Genomic DNA, 19,178 nt, shown 5'->3' with positions numbered 1-19,178 from the left:
TCCTCAATAGGAGTAGGTCAGGCGAGCGAACACACCTTTGGCGCGGTCATCGCCAAACACCTTCACTCGGTATTGCAGCGAAAAATCCACATAGGATTGCGGCGCGTTATAGGCGTCCTCGCGGAACCAGTAGCGCACGTTGTTCCCCAGACCGACGCCTGCGGCCCGGCCGGAGGAATAGTCAACGCTGCCGTCGGACTGGGTTTCGCTGTCCATCTTGGAGTCGTAGTCGAACGCGGCCACCACGTGCGGGAAGGTTACCCAGCGCGAGCCGGTGCCGCCGATGGCGTAGCTGCGGCCCCCTTGCCATTCACTGTTGAAGTAATTGCGCGAGTCATTGACGTAATGGCCGGCCTCGGCGAACAACTGCGACGTCCACCAGCTCGGCGTATCGACCCGCAGGTCGGTGCCAATGCTGGAGCCATAACCCAGACGCAACAGCCAGTCGCCATCTACGTTGGACGAGCCCAGGGGAAAGGTGCGTTCAACGGCGGCCATGACGTTCAGGGACGTAAAGGGTTTGACCCGCACGCCGAGGGCGCCTTGCAGGGCATCCAGGCCCGTGTCCGAATCGCCGTTCTTGCTCCACAGCGTGTCGGTGACACGGCCGTACAGCTCGACGAAGCGGGCGTTGCGGTAACCCAGCGGACGCCACGAGAGTTCGGTGCTGTTTTGCAGGCTGTCGGTGCTGCTGTTGTTGCTGCCACCGCTATTGCCGCCGGTACTGGGGGCCGAACTCAGCCCGCTGGTGGAGCTGTTGCCGCGATAACTGGTGGTGCTGATCAGGCCCCAGGTGCGCGAGACATCCGCCACGGCGCGGCGGGTATCGAACAACTGCTGGGCGGGCATGTCCAGTTCGCCGGATTTTTCCGCGTCGATGACCCGCTTGAAGTAACCCACCGCGTGCTCGTCGTCGTTGACCCGCATGGCGGTGTAGGCCGCATCCTGTGTGGCGGTCGGCGTCAGGCCCGTGGCGATATCAGCCTTGCGGAATGACTCGTGGGCGGCGTCATCGTCACCCGCCTGAACCGACAGATAAGCCACCTGCAGATCGCTCATGCCGTCCAGTTCGCCCGCCGTACGGGCTTGCTGCAAGCGTTCCCGGGCGGTTCGGCGCTGACCTAGCGCAGCGTAAAGGCTGGCTTCTTCATAAGTGGGCAGGCTGCCCAGCGCCAGGGCCTGGGTGAAGTCCCGGCGCGCACCGGCGTCATCACCGGTTTGCTGGCGCAGACGACCGCGCTGGGCCAGCAAGCGGGCGTCATCGCCAGTGGCTTGCAGGCCGTCGCTGGCGGCGGCCACTGCTTCGGGCAGACGCTTCTGGTCGGTCAAGGCGCTGACCAACAGGCTGCGATAAGCCGGGTTTTGCGGGGCGCGGCGAATGGCTTCGCTGGCCAGGGTCGTGGCTGAGGCCGCGTCCTTGCGGGCCAGCGCCGCATAAGCCTGCACGGCGATGTCGGTGCCGCCATCGCGCTGATTGCCCGGCCAGATGTCGCAGACCAGCCCGAACGCGCTTTCCTGACAGTTAAGCGCCGGGGCAGGGAAGCGTGTCGCGGTTTTCAGGCCGTTGTTCTTTTGGCGCAGTGCGACCTGTGCAATGGCACGGCGGCGGGCCACCTCACCGCTGTCGTCAGCGGGCAGTTTTTGCAGTTGGTCCAGCGCTTGTTGAGGCTCGTTGTTGGCCAGCGCCAGATCGGCGGCGAAGAAGCGAATCTCGCGTACTTCCGAATCCAGCAGGCCGTCGATGGCCAGGGCTTGATTCAGGTCAGCCTGGGCGGCCTGAGTCTTGCCCTGACGGTCCAGCGCGTAGCTGCGCAGAATCCACGGCGCGGTCTCGCCGTCGTCCTGAGCCAGCGCGCCGGTGGCGGCCTGTTCAGCGGCGCGGTAATCCTTCTGCGCCAACAGAGCGCTGATCAACAGTTGTTGATGGGCGCCGATTTCCGGGGACCAGGCCACGGCCTTGCGGGCTTGGTCCACCGCCAGGGGCAGATTGCCGGCTTCCAGAGCGCGATAACCCGCAATCGCCAAAGGCGCGGCGAGTTGGCGGCGAATGGCTTCGCGGCGCATCAGCAAGCTGTCGTCATCCGGGAAGACCCGAAGGGCTTCAGTGGTGGCTTGATCGGCTTCTTGCAGATGCTGTTGGCGCTGCAAGGCTTCAATCAGCAGCAACCGGTAGTCCATGCGCCGGGGCGCCTGGGCGATGGCTTTGCGGGCTGACTGGGCGGCAACGCCGAAGTCGTCGCGGTCATACGCCTTGAACGCCTGGGCCGCCGCATTGAAACCGGGGGCCTGACGCGCCTGAGCGGTGGATTTCGGGTAGCGCTTGGGGTTATCGCGCAATGCCTTGTCCCGTTGCGCCTGCACGATCAACCGATTCAAACGGGTGACGTCCGCCCGCTGACGCAAGGCTTCACGGGCCTTGGCGATGGCCAGGTCGTAGTCCTTGCGATCGTAGGCGCTGTAGGCTTCGTTGGCGGCCTGGTAAGCCGGACCGGTCAACGGCAGCGGCAGGATTTCCGCATGGGCCAGTGCAGGCAGCAGGCACAACCCCGTGGCCATCAGCGTCAGGAAGGGGCGGTTCATGCCGGAAGCTCCGTTGGGTAATGACTGTGCTGACGGGCCACGGCCTGTTCGATGGTGGCGCGGGGCAGCACGCCGATGTCGACCAGATAGTCGCCGATACGGCCGTGATGCTGCGGGCGGTAATTGAGCATGGCGCGGCTGAACACGTCGCGGTTCAGCAGGCCCATCTCGATCAGCAGGTCGCCCAACAGCGGCGCACGGGCATTCGGGACGGCCTGACCTTCCAGAGCGTTCACCTCGCGCAACTGCGCGACGATTTCGCTTTCCCGGGCGATCAACTGCACCGGTTCACTGCCCAGTTCATCGCTGATCTGTTGCAGGCCTTCGTCGGACAGCGGGCTGGCGACGGCGATTTGCGCGCGGCCCTCCTCGTTCATGCCCAACGGCACCACGCGCCAGCGCAGAGCGAACTCATCGCTCAACAGTGACGGGTCAGCCTTGTGGGCGACATCGAAAACCCGGGGCAGATCGTTCTGGAACGCGATGGCTTCGGCCAGGGTTTCGTCATCCAGCCAGCCGTGGCTGAGCAGGATGCGGCCCAGTGGCATGTGCCGGGTCTGCTGTTCGTCCAGTGCCGTTTGCAGGTGGGTGTCGTTGATGGCTTGCCAGGATAGCAACACGCTGCCCAGCTTGCGCGGTGCGGCGGCCACCAGGTCGGTGGACGGGAAATCGTGCATGGTCTTGTCCCAGACCAGCTTGCGATTGAGCACCTTGCCCACCAGAAACATACGCCACGCCCGGGAGGCGGCCATGAAGTTGACGAAGTTGCCGACGACCATGCGCGGGATCGACAGCAAACCGTGCTGCCAGCCGTACAGCACCGTGGTGAAGTAGCAGCGGTGCAGGATGCGCCAGCCCAGAGCGATACCGTTGGCAATCAGCAGATACTTGATCCAGCCATTGGCTTCGAACGGCGTCGGGAAGCTCACGTCCCACAGCCCGCTCTGACGCAGAATGATCAGCGCCACCAACTGCACCAGAATCACGTAGGCCAGGATGCTGACGAACGCCGTCACCACGCCTTTGCGATCCCGAAACAGCAGATAACGGTTGGCCAGCGAGCCGTTCCAGCCCATCTGTTCCCAGCCTTGCAGGCCGATGCCCAGGGTCCAGCGCGCTTTTTGACGAAACGCCGTGCGGAAGGTGTCCGGGAAGAATTCGCGCACACACAGCGGCATCTTCAGGGTGGATTCGTAAGGTTTGCGAAACCAGGATTTGCGCAGCACTCGAAACTGCACCGGAAAGCGCACGAAGATCGCGTTCATGCCGACCTTGGCCAGCCGCGCGCCGACGTCGTAGTCCTCGGTGAGGCTGTCGGTGTTGAACGGCTGGTTCTGGGTTTCCCCGGCCAGCACGCGCAACGCACGGTGTGAGAAACAGGTGCCGACGCCGGCCGAAGGCACGGTGTCAGTCATGCTTTCGCGGACCACCAGGTCCTTGCCGTGCCATTCGGCGAACTCGTCCATGTAGGTGCCCGCCACCCATTCGTACCAGTTGCGCTCCAGGGACACGACCGGCAACTGGATCATGTCCTTGCGGGGCAACAGGTAGTTGAACAGGCGCAGTTCCAACGGGTGCAGCACGTCTTCGCTGTCATGCAGCACGACCCCGGCGAAGGTCGTGCCGTGGGTTTCTTCGTACAGGAAGATCGCCTGGATCACCCAATTGAGGCAGTCGGCCTTGCAGGTCGGCCCCGCGTGAGGGACTTCCACGCGGTGCAACTGTTTGTAGCGCCGACGCATGCGCTCCACCTCATCGATGGTGCGCTGATCGTTGATGTAGGTGCCGACGAAGACCACATAGTTCTGGTAATCCAGGGTCGACACCATGTTCTCGATCATCGGCGCGATGACGTCGTATTCCAGCCAGGCCGGGACCATGATTGCCAGGGGCTGCTCATCCCGGGCCATCAATTGCTCGGCCGTCAGCGGCCGGTATTTGCGGTCTGCCGTGAACTTGCGGAACAGGCGGCGAGACCAGTACCACAGGTCAATGAACAGATCGTCCAGACTGGAAATCAGGATCAGTACCGCGACCACAATGGTCGCGACTTCCAGGAAACTGTAGTAATGGGCCAGCCAGTAGGGCCAATAAAGCGACGTCATCGAAGGCTTCCGTTACTGGCGATTGCGACGGGCGCTACGGCCAGCCAGCATCAGGATAAGCACCAACAGGATGCCGCCGGGGATCAGCCACAACAGCGAAGGCGTGCGCCAGGCGTCCAGGCCCTTGGGCTCTTCTTTCTCGATGAACTGGCTGCCGCTCGGGTCCTGGGTGTCGAAGGTGGTCAAGGCACCGTTGTCCCCCAGAATCGCCACGTCGCCACGGGTCAACAGCACTGGCTTGGCGAAGACAGGCGCATCGCTGCCCAGGGTGCGATAGACCAGACCGTGCTGGCCACCGGCATCGACGGCTTGCAGCGAAGCCAGATGGTTAAGGGGATGCAGGTCCAGCAACGGCTCATCCTTGTGATTGATGCGCAGGCGGCCTTGGTCATCGACCTGCACCGATTCCTTGCTGTCCTTGAGAGGTAACTCGAACGCCAGGAAGGCTTTGTCGGGCGTGACTGTCGCTTTTGGATCGGCGCTGACTTTCAGTTCTGCGCGCAGCGGCGAAACACCGGCACCGTCCGCCACCGAAATCACCTGCGGCAAGCTGCTGGCCGGGTGATCGAGGTACGCCTGAGGCACGAGGACTTGTGTGTTCGAAGCGAAGCGCGCCGCCATGCCGGAGAAGCCGTCATTGAGGGCGATTTTTTCCAGCACGATGTGGCTGGTTGGCAGCACCGAGACCGGGAACGCCTGAGGCGTTTCCAGGCAGCGATCACTGACCGGCTGACGCTGGAACGACACACGCAGCACGTTCGTGGAGCCCAGGGCATAGCTCGGGATACGCGCTTCGATGCGTTGTTTTTCACCGTTGGCAATCAGTTGTTGCGCGCCAATCAGGTAGTCGTTGAGAAACACCGACGCCACGGGTGCGGTGTCCGAAGCGCCCGGTGCGGCGGCGACATCCACCACGGCCTTGACCGGCAGACGACCGTCATAAGCGACGCTGCCCAGCGGGAACGAAGCGCTCCAGTCGGACTTGGCAAGCACGTCGATGGTGCCAGGGTTGCCGCCCAGATTGGCCAGGGCCACGCGGCCATCGGCGCTCAACGGCATTTGTGCTTCGCTGACGGTCAAGGTGCGGCTGCGTGCCAGCTTGTTCCAGGCCGTGCTGAACAGGGCCATGGCCTTGCCGGTGGCCTCCGGCGCGATCATCAGTACCAGGCGTGTGCCCAGCAACGCGAGGCGCACATTGTCCGTGCCCTTGGCGGCCAGACCGGCATTCACATGGCGATCACGCCATTGGGTGAACGCGGTGCCTGCAGCGGCGTCCAGACCTTGAATCTGGCTCTGCAAGGCGTCCAGGGATTCATTGATCGCCTTGAGCAACTGCGGATCATTGATCGCCAGGTCAGCCTGCACGTTGGGGGTTTGACCCAGCATCAGCAGCGCGCCGATTTCCGCCGGGTTGGCCAGGGTATAAGTGCCCTTGCCATTGAGGCTGGCGAAGGCCGGAATGTTCTGCAGCTCGACCGGGATACGCAGGCCGCTCAGGTCTACGCTGTCCTGTACGCCGGGGAAGGGCAGGATGCGGGCGTGTTTGCCGATCCGCTCCAGTGCCACGCCCAGACGCCAGGCGGCGTCGTAACTGCCGGCCGCCAAACTGCCTGGGGCGACCATGATGCCGGGTTTGCCGGGCAATGCGGTCCAGGCGGCGCCCACGTCCTGCAACAGGTTGGCGTCGTAGCTGTAATTGAGGCGGGTGTCCGGTTCGATGCGCAAGACGTTGCCGATGGCGCGTTCGTCTTCACACAACACGCGGGACACGATCGACGACCAGGCCACGCCCAGGCGTACCGAGCCATTGTCGCGAGCGGCCTTGTCCACGCCCAATACCGAGCTGGCGTTGCCCTGGGCTTCGCTGAGCCCTTCGGCACGTACCGGGTAGCCGTCCAGCGACAACAGCAACGTGTTGCGACCGCCTTCGCCATTGAGGTAGCTGGCATCGAACGTCAGTGACGCATCGGTGAGCGGCACGCCCGCCGGAACCGGCAGGTACAGCTCACGGCGCGAATCGGTGGAACCCAGGATGATCGGTGCGTCGATCCCCAGATCGCTCAGGCGAATTTCGCGTTGCTGATGCGTATCAGCGTTGAGTCGATTGATGGCCTGGGTGAGCGGGCTGTCCGCCGCCAGGGCAAAAGTCGGCATGAGCGCGAGCAGGCTCACGCCACAGGCAAGGGCGCTGAGCGCGCCCGTTTGTATGGCAACGGAAGACTTCATTCAGGCAGATCTCAAGCGAAATAGAGGGGGTGTACGTTTGTGACTAATAAGTGGATGCCGGCCGATGGTCGTCCGATGCCGGGCGGGTCGGGTCATGCTCAAGGTACTTGGGCAACTGCAACTGGCCGACCACGAAATCGCTGACCGGACGGCCCATCAACGCATCGACAATGCGCGAACTGGCCTGGCCATCGCCGTAAGGGTTGGCCGCCTGGGAGGCGCGACGCCACAACAGATCATCGTCGAACAACGCATTGACGCCGCTGATAATGGAGTCCGGCGATGTGCCGACCAGGCGCACGGTGCCGGCCGCCACGGCTTCGGGCCGCTCGGTGACGTCGCGCATGACCAGTACCGGTTTGCCCAGGGAGGGTGCTTCTTCCTGAACGCCGCCGGAGTCGGTCAGAATCACGTGGGCGCGCTGCATCAGACGCACGAACGCCAGGTAATCCAGTGGCTTGATCAGGTGCACATTGGGAAGGTCGCCCAGGTGTTCCGTCACAGGGCCCAGAACATTGGGGTTCAAATGCACCGGATACACAATCTGGATATCGCTGCGCTGTGCGAGGTGACGCAAGGCTTTGCAGATATCGAGGAAGCCGTCGCCGAAGTTTTCCCGACGATGCCCGGTCACCAGCAAGACTCTGCGGTCGGCCTGCAGGAAGGAAAACTGCTGATCCAGGTCTGCGCGCAACGCGGCGTCTTGCTCGATGCGTTGAGCCGTCAATTGCAGGGCATCAATCACGGTGTTGCCGGTGACAAACGTGCGCCCTTGCAAGCGTTCGCCCAGCAGGTTGCGCCGCGATTCTTCGGTGGGGGCAAACAGCAAATCGGCGCTCAGGTCGATGCAGCGGCGGTTCATTTCTTCCGGCCATGGGCTGTAGATATCACCGGTGCGCAGACCGGCTTCCACATGGCCCACGGGAATGCGGCGATGGAAGGCACACATCGACGCCACCATGGCCGACGTCGTGTCGCCATGCACCAGCACACGATCGGGCTGGGTGATTTCCAGAACGGGATCAATTGCCCCGTACAGCGCGGCTGTCAGCGAGTTGAGGGTCTGATGCGGCGTCATTACATCCAGAGTGAAATCAGCTTTCAGGTCGAACAGCTCCAGCACCTGTTTAAGCATGCTTTGGTGCTGACCGGTGATGCAGATCTGGGAATGAATACCCGGTTCCGCAGCCAGGGCCTTGACCAATGGCGCCATTTTTATGGCTTCTGGACGTGTGCCGAAAATCGACAGGATTTTAAGCCTTGAATGACTACGAGCGATGATGCCCTCCTCGCGCAATTTTCGTGCGCCGCACAGCCACTACTCAAGGCGCAATGGCAACTTGAGTAACTAGCGTAATGAGTTTTTAACGGGCCGGGACTTGATCAGTATGAAGACTGGATTCACTTCGTGTGAGATGGCGCATTGCCTTGCACCCCGGAACAGGCCGGATTAATAACACCGATGGCGATAACTGCAAAGCGTTATATGCGAATTATCTATTTAATTCTGAAGTGTGAAACTTTTATATAAGGGGTGGGTCTTTAGAAGGTTTTGTGTGGCGGAAAGTGGAGTACCTTAGATGCCTCTTGTTTAGCGTTTTGTCCTTTGTTTACAGGGGGTTGGTAATTTGCCAATACCGCTCGTCTGTAAATATGGATCTTTTTATATGGGCCGATGTCGCGAAAATCAGTGCAAGGATAGTGCAAATATCTTTGGGTGCTTGATAGTCACGGGAATGACGCCTGTATATTGTCAGGCCCGAGGAGGAGTGTCGGACAATAAAAGTCTGGTGGCAAGAATTTAATTAAAAAAGCAGAGGGATTCATGATTGAACAAATAATGGCCTATTGATATCAATTGTGTCTGCAAATACTCAGGAATATCAATGCCGTCAGAAGGGAGCTGCAGGGATAGTTCCTGTCGTGGCGCATGACCTAGAGGTCATGCCCCTGAAAATATACCTGAGTATGAGTCACACACCCTGATGGCTAATCGGAATCAAGGGCATCGGATGTTACCTTTTGCGTGCTGCACAGGACCCTTAATCTTTGCCCTCACGGTCCACCGGCGGCATGACGAGGCTTGAGGCCTTGACTGCCGAGCGTGCGCCTTGCACAAATATTGCATGCAGCTCAACAGTAAGCGTAATGGGTGAATATTCTACTCAATTGAAGTGTTATGAAGGCATGGGTCAAAGCTGCTTGGGCGTGGACGTGTTTCATTTACTCGTCGTTGAGATAAAACCCGCCCATGCTTTCGAACGTCCGCCTGAAACTCTTTTGCAGTGAGAAAGAACGCAATGCCCATGATTCCCCTACTGATTTGCGACGATTCAAACATGGCGCGCAAGCAGTTATTGCGGGCGTTACCCGCCGATTGGGGCGTGTCGGTCACCATGGCCACCAATGGACAGGAAGGCCTTGATGCGGTTCGCCAGGGCCTGGGTCAGGTAATGCTGCTGGATTTGACGATGCCGGTCATGGATGGCTACCAGGCATTGGCGGCCATTCGTGCAGAGAACCTGACGGCCAACATCATCGTGGTTTCCGGCGACGTTCAGGAAGAAGCCGTGCGCCGCGTCATGGAACTGGGCGCCCTGGCGTTTCTGAAAAAACCGGCTGATCCTGAGGAGCTTGAGGCAACTCTGCGTCGACTCGGGCTGATGGGCGCGCCTGCGCAGCAGGCCGTGGTCCCGGTGGGCAACACGGGCCTGATCAGCTTTCAGGATGCGTTCCGCGAAACCGTCAACGTGGCGATGGGCCGTGCGGCGGCGCTGTTGGCGCGGGTCCTTGGGGTCTTCGTGCAATTGCCGGTGCCCAACGTCAACATGCTTGAAGTCGGTGAGTTGCACATGGCGCTGGCCGATGCCCAAAGCAGCGAACGGCTGACGGCGGTATGCCAGGGGTATATCGGGGAAGGTATCGCCGGGGAAGCGTTGCTGATTTTCCATGACTCTGAAATCGCCGACATGGGTCAGTTGATGCAGCGTGACTCGGCTGAATACTCGGACATGGAAATGCTCCTGGACCTGTCCACGATCCTGATCGGTGCCTGTCTGAGTGGCATTGCCGAGCAGATCGACGTGGAGTTTTCCCAGGGCCACCCGCAAGTACTCGGCACTCATGGTGGCATCGACGAGTTGATTCGCATCAATCAGCAGCGCTGGAAGAAAACCCTGGCCGTGGAAATCAGCTACAGCCTCGAAGGCCATAACATTCATTTCGATCTGCTGATGCTGTTCACCGAAGACTCGGTAGAGCTGCTGACCCGCAAACTCGCTTACCTGATGAGCTGACCATGAACGACCGTCTCGATCTCAATGAGCTTCACTGGATGCTGGCGATCACCCAGAGCATCGACGTGGGTGTTGTGGTACTCGACAGGCATTACTGCGTGCAGGTCTGGAACAACTTCATGGAAAACCGCTCGGGTGTCTTGCCCTCTGAAGCGGCCGGTCAGTCTTTTTTCAAGCTGTTCCCTGAAATCAATGAGCAGTGGTTCAGCAAGAAAATCGAGAACGTGGTGACCCTGGGTACACCCGCGTTCACGATCTGGGAGCAACGCCCCTACCTGATGCGGTTCAAGAACTACCAGCCGATTACCGGGCAGGAAGATTTCATGTACCAGAACACCACCCTGTTTCCACTGCGCTCCACCAACAGTGAAATCAGCCACATCTGCCTGGTGATCTATGACGTCACCGACGTCGCCACCAACCGTCACCAGTTGCAGGCCGCCAACGCCCAGTTGCAAAAGCTTTCCAGCACCGATCACCTGACGGGGTTGTACAACCGTGGTCACTGGGAGGAAGCCGTCAAGCGCGAATATGCCCGGCACAGTCGCTACGCCTCCAATGCTTCGCTGGTGATGATCGACATCGACCACTTCAAGCGGGTCAATGACACCTATGGTCATCAGGCCGGTGATGCGGTCATCCGGCGGGTTGCCGAGGTGATCCGCCGCCATGCCCGTGATACCGATGTTGTCGGACGTTACGGTGGCGAAGAGTTCGCGGTATTGCTACCCGATACGGACAAGGAGGGCGCCCGCGTTTTCAGTGAGCGTCTGCGCCAGGCCATCGAGGCCGAGGTTGTCGAGCATGAAGGGCAGCGTATTCGGTGCACGATCAGCCTCGGGGTGGCAGACCTGAGCCAACCTTTAGAGGGCTATGAATCCCTGATCGAGCGGGCCGATCAAGCGCTTTATGACTCGAAGGAAAACGGTCGCAATCAGGTGTCCGTGCGCGGTTGAACCCCTTCTGTGACGGGCTGAAACAGGGATATATGCATATGGATAGCTAGATAGCTAGCTATCTATGTGCGGCCGAAATCTCAGGCGCGGCCCCGAAATATCAGGCTTTATGCAGGCCCGCATTCTGGACAAGGGCCATTACTGGTAGGATCGCGATTTTTCCGGCGACGATCAGGGGCATCATGCGACCTTCATCCACTCTCACTGTATTTCCGGTGGACCGGCCATTGATCGGCCGTGTCAGCCCGCCTGGCTCGAAATCCATTACCAACCGCGCGCTGTTGCTGGCCGGTCTGGCCAAAGGCACCAGTCGCCTGAGCGGAGCGCTCAAGAGCGATGATACACGGGTGATGTCCGAAGCCTTGCGGCTGATGGGCGTACAGGTCGATGAGCCTGACGACAGCACCTTCGTGGTCACCAGCACAGGCCAATGGCACGCGCCGCAACAAGCGCTGTTCCTGGGCAATGCGGGGACAGCCACACGCTTTTTGACGGCCGCGCTGGCCAATTTCCAGGGCGAGTTCGTGGTCGACGGCGACGAGTACATGCGCAAGCGCCCGATTGGTCCGTTGGTGGACGCGCTGCAGCGCATGGGCGTGGAGATCAGCGCGCCCAGCGGCTGCCCGCCGGTCTCGATCAAAGGCCGGGGCGGACTCGCGGCGGGCCGCATCGAAATCGACGGCAACCTGTCCAGTCAATACGTGTCGGCCTTGTTGATGGCCGGTGCGTGCGGTCAAGGCCCGGTGGAAGTGGCCTTGACCGGCAGCGACATCGGCGCGCGGGGTTATGTGGACCTGACGCTGGCGGCGATGAAAGCCTTTGGTGCCCAGGTTGAAGCCATGGGCGATACGGCCTGGAAAGTGGCTGCCACCGGCTATCAGGCAACCGACTTCCATATCGAGCCTGACGCGTCGGCGGCCACGTACCTGTGGGCGGCCCAGGCGCTGACCGACGGCGCGATTGATCTGGGCGTCGCGGCGCAGGACTTCACTCAGCCGGACGCATTGGCCAGCCAACTGATCGACAGCTTCCCGAACATGCCGGCGGTGATCGACGGCTCGCAAATGCAGGACGCCATCCCGACGCTGGCCGTGCTGGCGGCGTTCAATAATCAGCCGGTGCGTTTTGTGGGTCTGGCGAACCTGCGGGTCAAGGAGTGTGATCGCATTTCAGCGCTGTCCCACGGCTTGTGCGCCATCGCGCCGGGTCTGGCAGTGGAGGAAGGCGACGACCTGATCGTCCACGCCAACCCGCAACTGGCCGGGCAAACCGTGGACGCGCTGATCGACACCCATTCCGACCACCGCATCGCCATGTGCTTCGCCCTGGCCGGCCTGAAAATCGCTGGCATCCACATCCTCGACCCCGACTGCGTGGGCAAGACCTATCCCGGTTACTGGGATGCGTTGCAGTCGTTGGGGGTGAAGGTAAAGCGCACTGACTGAGTCAATAAATCCGTTGGCGCGAGGCTTGCCCGCGAACCAGATCACCTGCGCAGTGCAGGCACCCCGCGTTATCGTTCTTCGCGGGCAAGCCTCGCTCCAACGGTTGTATTGCCAGCGCGTCTTTTTTATTTAATGTAAAGGCGAATGTCATTACATGGGGGCAATTTTCATGGCATCTATTAACGTCCGCATTGACGACGATCTTAAGGCTCGTGCCTACCGTGAGCTGGAAAAACTGGGAGTCACTCCCTCTGAACTCATGCGCCAGGCTTTGCAATATGTAGCGGAGCGGGGCCAGCTGCCCTTTCGCCCGGTCCTGATGACCGAAGAAGACGAGGCGTTGATCGCTACAGTCCGCGAGCGACTGGTAGCGCCTCAACGGGTCAAGGTTTCATTGGATGACTTATAGCCTTGAGTTCGATGCTCGTGCGTTAAAGGAGTGGCAAAAACTGGGCGACCCCGTGCGTCAGCAACTTAAAAAGAAGCTGGCCGCCATTCTGCTTAATCCGCGTATTGAAGCCAACCGCCTGCATGCCTTACCCGACTGCTACAAGATAAAGCTGCGCAGCAGTGGTTACCGCTTGATCTATCAAGTGATTGATCAGGATGTCGTGGTATTTGTAATCGCTCTCGATAAACGTGAGCGCGAGCAGACCTATCGCAAAGCCGCCGAGCGTTTGAGTTAGCACTCACACCCCCCGATACCGCAACCTGAAACTCAACGCCGCCGTTTCCCCCTGCTGCAATAACTGCAACCCCGGATGCCCTGGCAGGTGATGGGCGTTGACCGGATGGCTGACCGGTTCGAAGCAGAAAAAATCCAGCCCGGGCGGGCAGAAGACCAGGAAGAAATGACTGCCGGTCGCCTGACATTCAAGCTCATAGCCCAAGTCCGGCTGACTGATCAGACCATTGCCGTCCCATCTCGTAAAACCGTTGTCCAGACGTGTATCGGGCAGAACATTCAACGCATTGAAATCCCAGTGGGCAGGCAGGTGCTCAAGATGCGTTGGCAGGCCCGCGTCATCGCATAACCAGACGTGCTCGGCCTGAGCGCGCAGCTGCGTGTTGGCGGTACGCGGGAAATACGGGTGCAGGCCCAGGCCATGCCAGGCAGCGCGCGAGTCCAGGTGAGTGACGCTGAGGGCGATGGTCAGCGTGCCTTCATCCAGCGTGTAACGCAGCTGCGCGCGATAGGCGAACGGGATTGCGCTGTCCAGTTGCAGGCAGGCATGCCGGTCGGTTTGCTCGATCACGTGCCAGGGCTGCTGCCAGGCGCTGCCATGAATCGGCAGAGGGTCGTTGGCGCTGTTGGGTTCCAGGGCCAGCCAACCCGCCGGGTTCTCGAAGCCGCCGTTGCCGATGCGGTTGGACCAGGGGGCCAGGGGATAGCACGCCAGCTTGCGCGGCGTCCCGGCGTTCGAGGCCTGCTCATCGCTGGGCCGCAACAACGGTTGACCGCTGGCCAGCACGCTCCAGTTGACGATACTGCCGCCGGTTTGCGGGGCCAGGGTCAGGCGCGTCACGCCATCGTCGAGGGTCAAGGTCTGAGGCTGCATGACGATTTACCGAATGGGTTAAAGGAATGACGGCTCACGGGTTGGCGCGGCGCCAGGTCAGCAACACGATGCCGGTCACCACGATCAGGCCGCCGACGACTTGTCCGCTGCTGAGCAATTGATCCAGGATCAACCAGCCGAACAGCAGGCTGGCGACCGGCTCGATATTCATGACCGGCGCGTTACGGGCCATGTCCAGGCGCGTCATGCAGATGAACAGCAGGGAAAAGCCCAAGCCATACAGCGCCACCAGGCAACCCAGCGCCATCCAGCCAGTGGACGTGCCCGGCAACGAAAGGCCGCCCGGCAACAGCCCGCTGAAGCCCGCCAGGGCGGCGGCGCTGAACACAATCAGCATGGTCAACATGCTGCGCACGGTGCCGCGCATGCTCGACAGTTTATGATCGGTGATCCACAGCGCACAGGCAAAGACGCCCGCTGCGGTAAAGCCGAAGGCGATGCCTTCCAGCCATTGGGCTTCAGTGGTGTTCGAGCTGGACAAGCGCTCGGGAACGTCCAGCGCGAACACCAGCCCCAGCAGGATAAAGCCCATCAGCAACGCCGCACGGCGGGTGGGTGCCGGACCGCCCAGCGCCCAGGTCAGCAGCACCAGCAAGATCGGCGCGACGTTGGCGATCAACAAGGCCAGCGCCACGGGAATACGCGCCACGGCCGAATAAATGCAAAAGCTTTGCGCCGCGATCAGTACCCCCAGCAGCAATTGCCAACGCCACGTGCGGGCCGTCAGGCGAGGGCGTTCGCGCTGCCACATCACCAACCCGGTTAGCACCAGCAACGTCACGCCCGAGCGGCAGAGAATCGCCAGTAACAGGCCGGTGTCATGGTCGAAAGCGATACGTGCCGCGATGTGGTTGCCGGCAAAAGCACAGGCCAGAAGCGCAAGGATCAATACAGCAATGTGACGGGGGAACAGCGCAGAAGCGGACATGAGCAACCAGCCTCCTTGGCTGGAAAATAGGAGACGGGTAAATGATTTCGTGGGACCGGCTTTAGCCGGGAAGTGGGTACGCCTGACGCATGTGATCGTCAGCGATACCATATTCCCGGCTAAAGCCGGTCCCACAAGGTGTCGCGCCCAGCCTCATTTTTTGGGTGCTTACAACACCACGCTTGGCAACCACAGGGAGATTGCAGGGATGTAAGTCACCAGCATCAATACCATGAACAATGCCAGATAGAACGGCAGCAGTGCCTTGACCGTGGCCTCGATGGTGACCTTGCCCACCGCAGCGCCCACAAACAACACCGCGCCCACCGGCGGCGTAATCAGTCCGATTCCCAGGTTGACCAGCATGATCATGCCGAAGTGCACCGGGTCTACCCCGACGCTTGCGACCACGGGCAGCAGGATGGGGGTCAGGATCAGAATCAGCGGCGCCATGTCCATGATGGTGCCCAGCAGCAACAGCATGATGTTGATGCACATGAGGATCACGTAGCGGTTGTCTGACAGGGTCAGGAACGCTGTCGTGATCTTCATCGGGATTTCCATCAGCGTCAGGATGTAACCGAAGCTGGCGGCGAAACCGATCAGGATCATCACGATGGAAATGGTACGGGCCGCCCTGTGCATCAGCTTGGGCAGGTCGCGCCATTTGTAGTCGCGGTAGATGAACATGGTGACGAAGAACGACCAGAGCACGGCAATGGCCGCTGATTCGGTCGCGGTGAAGATACCCGAGAGAATGCCGCCCAGGATGATGACCAGCGCCATCATGCCCCAAAGCGCTTCGCCAGCAATTTTCAAGGCCTTGCGCAGCGGGATGACTTCACCCTTGGGGTAGTTGCGCTTGCGGGCAAAGATCATGCACAGGCCCATCATCACCGCACTGAGCAGCAGGCCTGGCATGATTCCGGCCATGAACAGCGAGGCAATAGACACCGAGCCGCCCGCTGCCAGCGAGTACAGCACCGAGTTGTGGCTTGGCGGGGTCAGCAGGGCTTGTACCGAACCGCTGACGGTCACGGCCGTGGAGAAATCGCGGGGATAGCCGGCGCGTTCCATTTCCGGGATCAGCACCGAGCCTACCGAGGCGGTGTCGGCCACGGAGGAGCCGGAAATCGCCCCGAAGAAGGTCGAGGCCACAATGTTCACCAGCGACAGACCACCACGTACAAATCCGACCAGCACACCGGCAAACGCCACCAGCCTGCGCGACATGCCGCCTTCGGCCATGATCGCCCCGGCCAGCACGAAGAACGGGATTGCCAAAAGAGAGAATTTGTTCACGCCACCGGCAATCTGAATCATCAGGGCGTCAGCCGGGATGTCGATCCACCAGGCACCGATCAAGGCCGAAAGCCCCAGTGCGTAGGCGACCGGCATGCCGACAAGAATGAGCGCTATGAAGCTGCCCAACAGAATAAGAGCGTCCATTTATGCGGCACCTTCACTGGCTTCTACAACGTCGAACCGCATGACAGCGCGATGGCTTTGGTCACCCAGGAAAATTCTTTCCAGGATAAAAATCAGCGTCACGATGCCGCCCACCGGGATCGGCAGATAAGAGATGCCCACCCGCAGGCCCGGGATTTCGCCGAGGAACTGGTTCCAGGTGGTGGCACAGAGTTTGAAACCTTTGAAGATCATGAACAGCGCGACCACGGCCATCAGGATCTGCACCACCAGAGACGCAACCTTGCGTAGCTCAAGCGGCATGCGATCAACCGCCATGGAGACGGCCATGTGGGCGCCGGCGCGGTAACTGGCCGCTGCACCAAAGAAAGTGAACACCACCATCAACAGGATGGCGACCGGTTCCGGCCAGCTTGAGCCGCTGCCCAGCACGTAGCGGGTAAAAATGCCCCAGGGAATAATCAGGGTCATGATCAGTACCGACAAACCGGCGATCCCGATGCAGACCCGATAAAGCGTGTCGTTAATGCGCAGCAACGTATTTTTCATGGGGCTCACCACATCGGCGGCGGACGAACTTGCGCTCGTCCCCGCAGCGTTATCAGACAGACTTATTGGGTAGCTTGGCTTTTTGCCGCGAGCAGAGCCGGGTCAGTTTTGACGGCGTCGATGCGGCTGATCAGCTCTTTGTACGGCGCGCCGTATTTGTCGCGAACTGGCTGGGTAGCGTCGTAGAAGGCTTTCTTCTGATCTGCAGTCAGGGAAATGAATTCCACGCCAGCCGCCTTGAGCTTGGCTTCATCCGCCGCCGTTGCCTTGTCCCACAGCACGCGCTCTTCCAACTGCGCTTCACGGGCCAGTTTTTTCACTAAAGCCTGTTGCTCGGGTTTGAGTTTTTCCCAAGTGGTTTTCGACATCACGATCGGCTCAGGCAGGATCAAGTGCTCGGTCATCGTGTAGTACTTGGCATTCTGGTAATGGTTGTGCTGGAAGTAGGTCGGCGGGTTGTTTTCCGCGCCGTCGATAACACCCGTCTGCAAGGCGCTGAAAATCTCGCCCGTGGCCATGGCGATACCGCTGCCACCCATGTCATTGATCGTGTCGATGAACACCGGGTTGCCTTGTACGCGGATTTTCATGCCCTTGAGGTCGGAGATCTGACGCACGGGCTTCTTGGTGTACAGGTTACGGGTGCCGCCATCCATCCAGGCCAGAGCGACCAGGTTGAAGTTGGAGTTGGTGATCTTGTCGAGAATCTCCTGGCCGATCTCACCGTCGATAATCGTGCGCATATGCGCCTGATCACGGAAGACGAACGGCAGGTTGAAGACGTTCACGTCCGGTACTACCGGACCGACGATCCCGAGGCTGACACGGGTCATCTGAATGGCGCCGCTTTGGACCTGCTCAACGACTTCTTTCTCGGAACCGAGCACGCCGCCCGCGTACATTTTGAAGCTGATATCGCCTTTGCTCTGCTCTTCGAGCTTTTTACCCATGTTCTGTTCGGCCACGACCGGCGCATAACCGGCAGGGTGAACTTCGGCGAACTTGATTTTGACTTCTGCCTGAGCCAGACCAGACATGCAGAAAGCCAGCGGAAGTGCTGCGATGAGAAGTGTGCGTTTGAAATCCATGGATAACTCCAATGTTGTTGTTTTTGTTAATGTTTTGCATCGGCATTGCTGGGGAAAAACGCGGGCTTCAGCCCTTGAATTCGGGCTCCTTCAGGCCTTTGACGCCAGGCCGTAGTGCAAACACACCACCGGCCAGGGGTTGGTCGCTGAGGTCACCACCCGGACGAATCGACGTGACAAACAAGGTGTCCAGATCCGGCCCGCCAAAGGCGCACATGGTGGGTTTCTTCACCGGGACGACCAGGGACTGATCGAGCTTGCCCGCAGGCGTAAAACGATGGATCAGGCCCGCATCGTTGCCGCAGATCCAGTAACAACCGTCGGCGTCCACGGCGGCGCCATCGGGGCGGCCCAAATACGTGTTCATGTCGACAAACAGGCGCCGGTTGTGGGGCGTTCCGGTGTCGGTGTCGTAGTCAAATACCCAGATTTTCTGCACCGCAGGATGCGAGTCCGACAGGTACATAAGGGTGCCGTCAGGGCTGAAGGCCAGACCGTTGGGAACAGTGAAGCCTTCAAGCTGCGCGTTCAGTGGCTCGGTTTGCCCGGCGCTGTAGCGATACATCGCGCCCACCGGTGCGCCAGCGGCCATGTCCAGGAGCATGGTGCCCGCCCAGAAACGGCCCTGGCGATCACAGCGGCCGTCATTGAAACGCATGCCCGGTTGCGCGTGCTGCACACTGGTCAAGGGTAGGGCGCTCAGCGTGCCATCGTCTTTGGCGGTGAGCCGGAACAGGCCGTCTTCCATGCCTGCAATCCAGCTGCCGTCGCCATAGCGAGCGATACAGGCCAGCATCTGCGGCGCTTCCCAGCTTTGGCTCGCGCCGTCCGCCAGATTCCAGCGGTGCAGGCGTCTGGCCGGGATATCCACCCAGTAAAGCGCCTGTTCACGGGCGCTCCAGACCGGGCTTTCGCCGGTGGCATTGCGTGCGTCGAGTATCAGTTCAGCATCCATGGTGCTCGATCCACTGGTTTGTTTTTATTGGGGGCTTCAGCG

General features: G+C 60.4%; 15 protein-coding genes. 5 read left to right on the top strand and 10 right to left on the bottom strand.

Annotated features, from left to right (window positions below):
* Positions 1 to 3: 3 nt before the first annotated feature.
* The 4 genes from ACP7B0_RS19945 to wecB are packed head-to-tail and all read right to left on the bottom strand — an operon-like array spanning position 4 to position 8,190.
* The gene (locus tag ACP7B0_RS19945; RefSeq protein ID WP_426143346.1) at positions 4 to 2,580 is read right to left on the bottom strand and encodes an NfrA family protein; all 2,577 of its coding nucleotides are present in this window, start codon (positions 2,578 to 2,580) and stop codon (positions 4 to 6) included.
* A complete protein-coding gene (locus ACP7B0_RS19940) occupies positions 2,577 to 4,685 on the bottom strand; it encodes a glycosyl transferase family protein (RefSeq protein ID WP_426143345.1) in 2,109 nt (702 codons plus the stop codon). Before ACP7B0_RS19940 ends, ACP7B0_RS19945 begins: the two co-directional genes overlap by 4 nt.
* Before the next feature lie 12 nt (positions 4,686 to 4,697).
* Complete coding sequence (locus ACP7B0_RS19935) at positions 4,698 to 6,911, bottom strand: hypothetical protein (protein ID WP_426143344.1); 2,214 nt, start codon at positions 6,909 to 6,911, stop codon at positions 4,698 to 4,700.
* A 43-nt stretch (positions 6,912 to 6,954) separates the two neighbouring features.
* Positions 6,955 to 8,190 carry a non-hydrolyzing UDP-N-acetylglucosamine 2-epimerase gene (gene wecB / locus ACP7B0_RS19930; protein WP_426143436.1) on the bottom strand — a complete coding sequence of 412 codons (1,236 nt, stop codon included), beginning with the start codon at positions 8,188 to 8,190 and terminating at the stop codon, positions 6,955 to 6,957.
* 1,021 nt (positions 8,191 to 9,211) lie between these two features.
* Here wecB and ACP7B0_RS19925 point away from each other — a divergent pair.
* The 5 genes from ACP7B0_RS19925 to ACP7B0_RS19905 all read left to right on the top strand — a co-directional run bounded on the left by ACP7B0_RS19925 (position 9,212) and on the right by ACP7B0_RS19905 (position 13,294).
* Positions 9,212 to 10,207, top strand: a complete 996-nt coding sequence (locus ACP7B0_RS19925; protein ID WP_426143342.1) for a response regulator — start codon at positions 9,212 to 9,214, stop codon at positions 10,205 to 10,207.
* A 2-nt stretch (positions 10,208 to 10,209) separates the two neighbouring features.
* A complete protein-coding gene (locus tag ACP7B0_RS19920; protein WP_426143340.1) occupies positions 10,210 to 11,163 on the top strand; it encodes a diguanylate cyclase in 954 nt (317 codons plus the stop codon).
* Between the two features lie 182 nt (positions 11,164 to 11,345).
* Complete coding sequence (gene aroA, locus ACP7B0_RS19915) at positions 11,346 to 12,608, top strand: 3-phosphoshikimate 1-carboxyvinyltransferase (RefSeq protein WP_426143339.1); 1,263 nt, start codon at positions 11,346 to 11,348, stop codon at positions 12,606 to 12,608.
* Between the two features lie 169 nt (positions 12,609 to 12,777).
* Complete coding sequence (locus ACP7B0_RS19910; RefSeq protein ID WP_426143337.1) at positions 12,778 to 13,017, top strand: type II toxin-antitoxin system RelB/DinJ family antitoxin; 240 nt, start codon at positions 12,778 to 12,780, stop codon at positions 13,015 to 13,017.
* A complete protein-coding gene (locus ACP7B0_RS19905; RefSeq protein ID WP_426143336.1) occupies positions 13,007 to 13,294 on the top strand; it encodes a type II toxin-antitoxin system RelE family toxin in 288 nt (95 codons plus the stop codon). Before ACP7B0_RS19910 ends, ACP7B0_RS19905 begins: the two co-directional genes overlap by 11 nt.
* A 3-nt stretch (positions 13,295 to 13,297) precedes the next feature.
* Here ACP7B0_RS19905 and ACP7B0_RS19900 read toward each other — a convergent pair whose 3' ends face one another.
* The 6 genes from ACP7B0_RS19900 to ACP7B0_RS19875 form a co-directional block, all read right to left on the bottom strand.
* Entirely contained in the window at positions 13,298 to 14,167 is an 870-nt protein-coding gene (locus ACP7B0_RS19900) for an aldose 1-epimerase (RefSeq protein ID WP_426143335.1), read from the bottom strand.
* Positions 14,168 to 14,201: 34 nt separating this feature from the next.
* Complete coding sequence (locus tag ACP7B0_RS19895) at positions 14,202 to 15,116, bottom strand: EamA family transporter (RefSeq protein WP_426143333.1); 915 nt, start codon at positions 15,114 to 15,116, stop codon at positions 14,202 to 14,204.
* A gap of 168 nt (positions 15,117 to 15,284) precedes the next feature.
* Complete coding sequence (locus ACP7B0_RS19890) at positions 15,285 to 16,565, bottom strand: TRAP transporter large permease (protein WP_426143332.1); 1,281 nt, start codon at positions 16,563 to 16,565, stop codon at positions 15,285 to 15,287.
* Positions 16,566 to 17,093: a TRAP transporter small permease gene (locus ACP7B0_RS19885; RefSeq protein WP_426143331.1), complete on the bottom strand. Its 528-nt coding sequence runs from the start codon at positions 17,091 to 17,093 to the stop codon at positions 16,566 to 16,568. It lies immediately after the preceding gene.
* 62 nt (positions 17,094 to 17,155) lie between these two features.
* Positions 17,156 to 18,181 (bottom strand): TRAP transporter substrate-binding protein, encoded by a 1,026-nt coding sequence (locus ACP7B0_RS19880; RefSeq protein ID WP_426143330.1) that lies wholly within the window; start codon positions 18,179 to 18,181, stop codon positions 17,156 to 17,158.
* 67 nt (positions 18,182 to 18,248) lie between these two features.
* Positions 18,249 to 19,136, bottom strand: coding sequence for a glucurono-1,5-lactonase (locus ACP7B0_RS19875; protein WP_426143329.1), 888 nt, complete (start codon positions 19,134 to 19,136; stop codon positions 18,249 to 18,251).
* Positions 19,137 to 19,178: the final 42 nt, after the last annotated feature.

The organism is Pseudomonas sp. DWP3-1-2, assembly GCF_049896285.1.
GTDB lineage: Bacteria > Pseudomonadota > Gammaproteobacteria > Pseudomonadales > Pseudomonadaceae > Aquipseudomonas.
The sequence above is the reverse complement of the archived record's forward strand: the minus strand, read 5'-3'. Positions and strand labels throughout refer to the sequence as shown.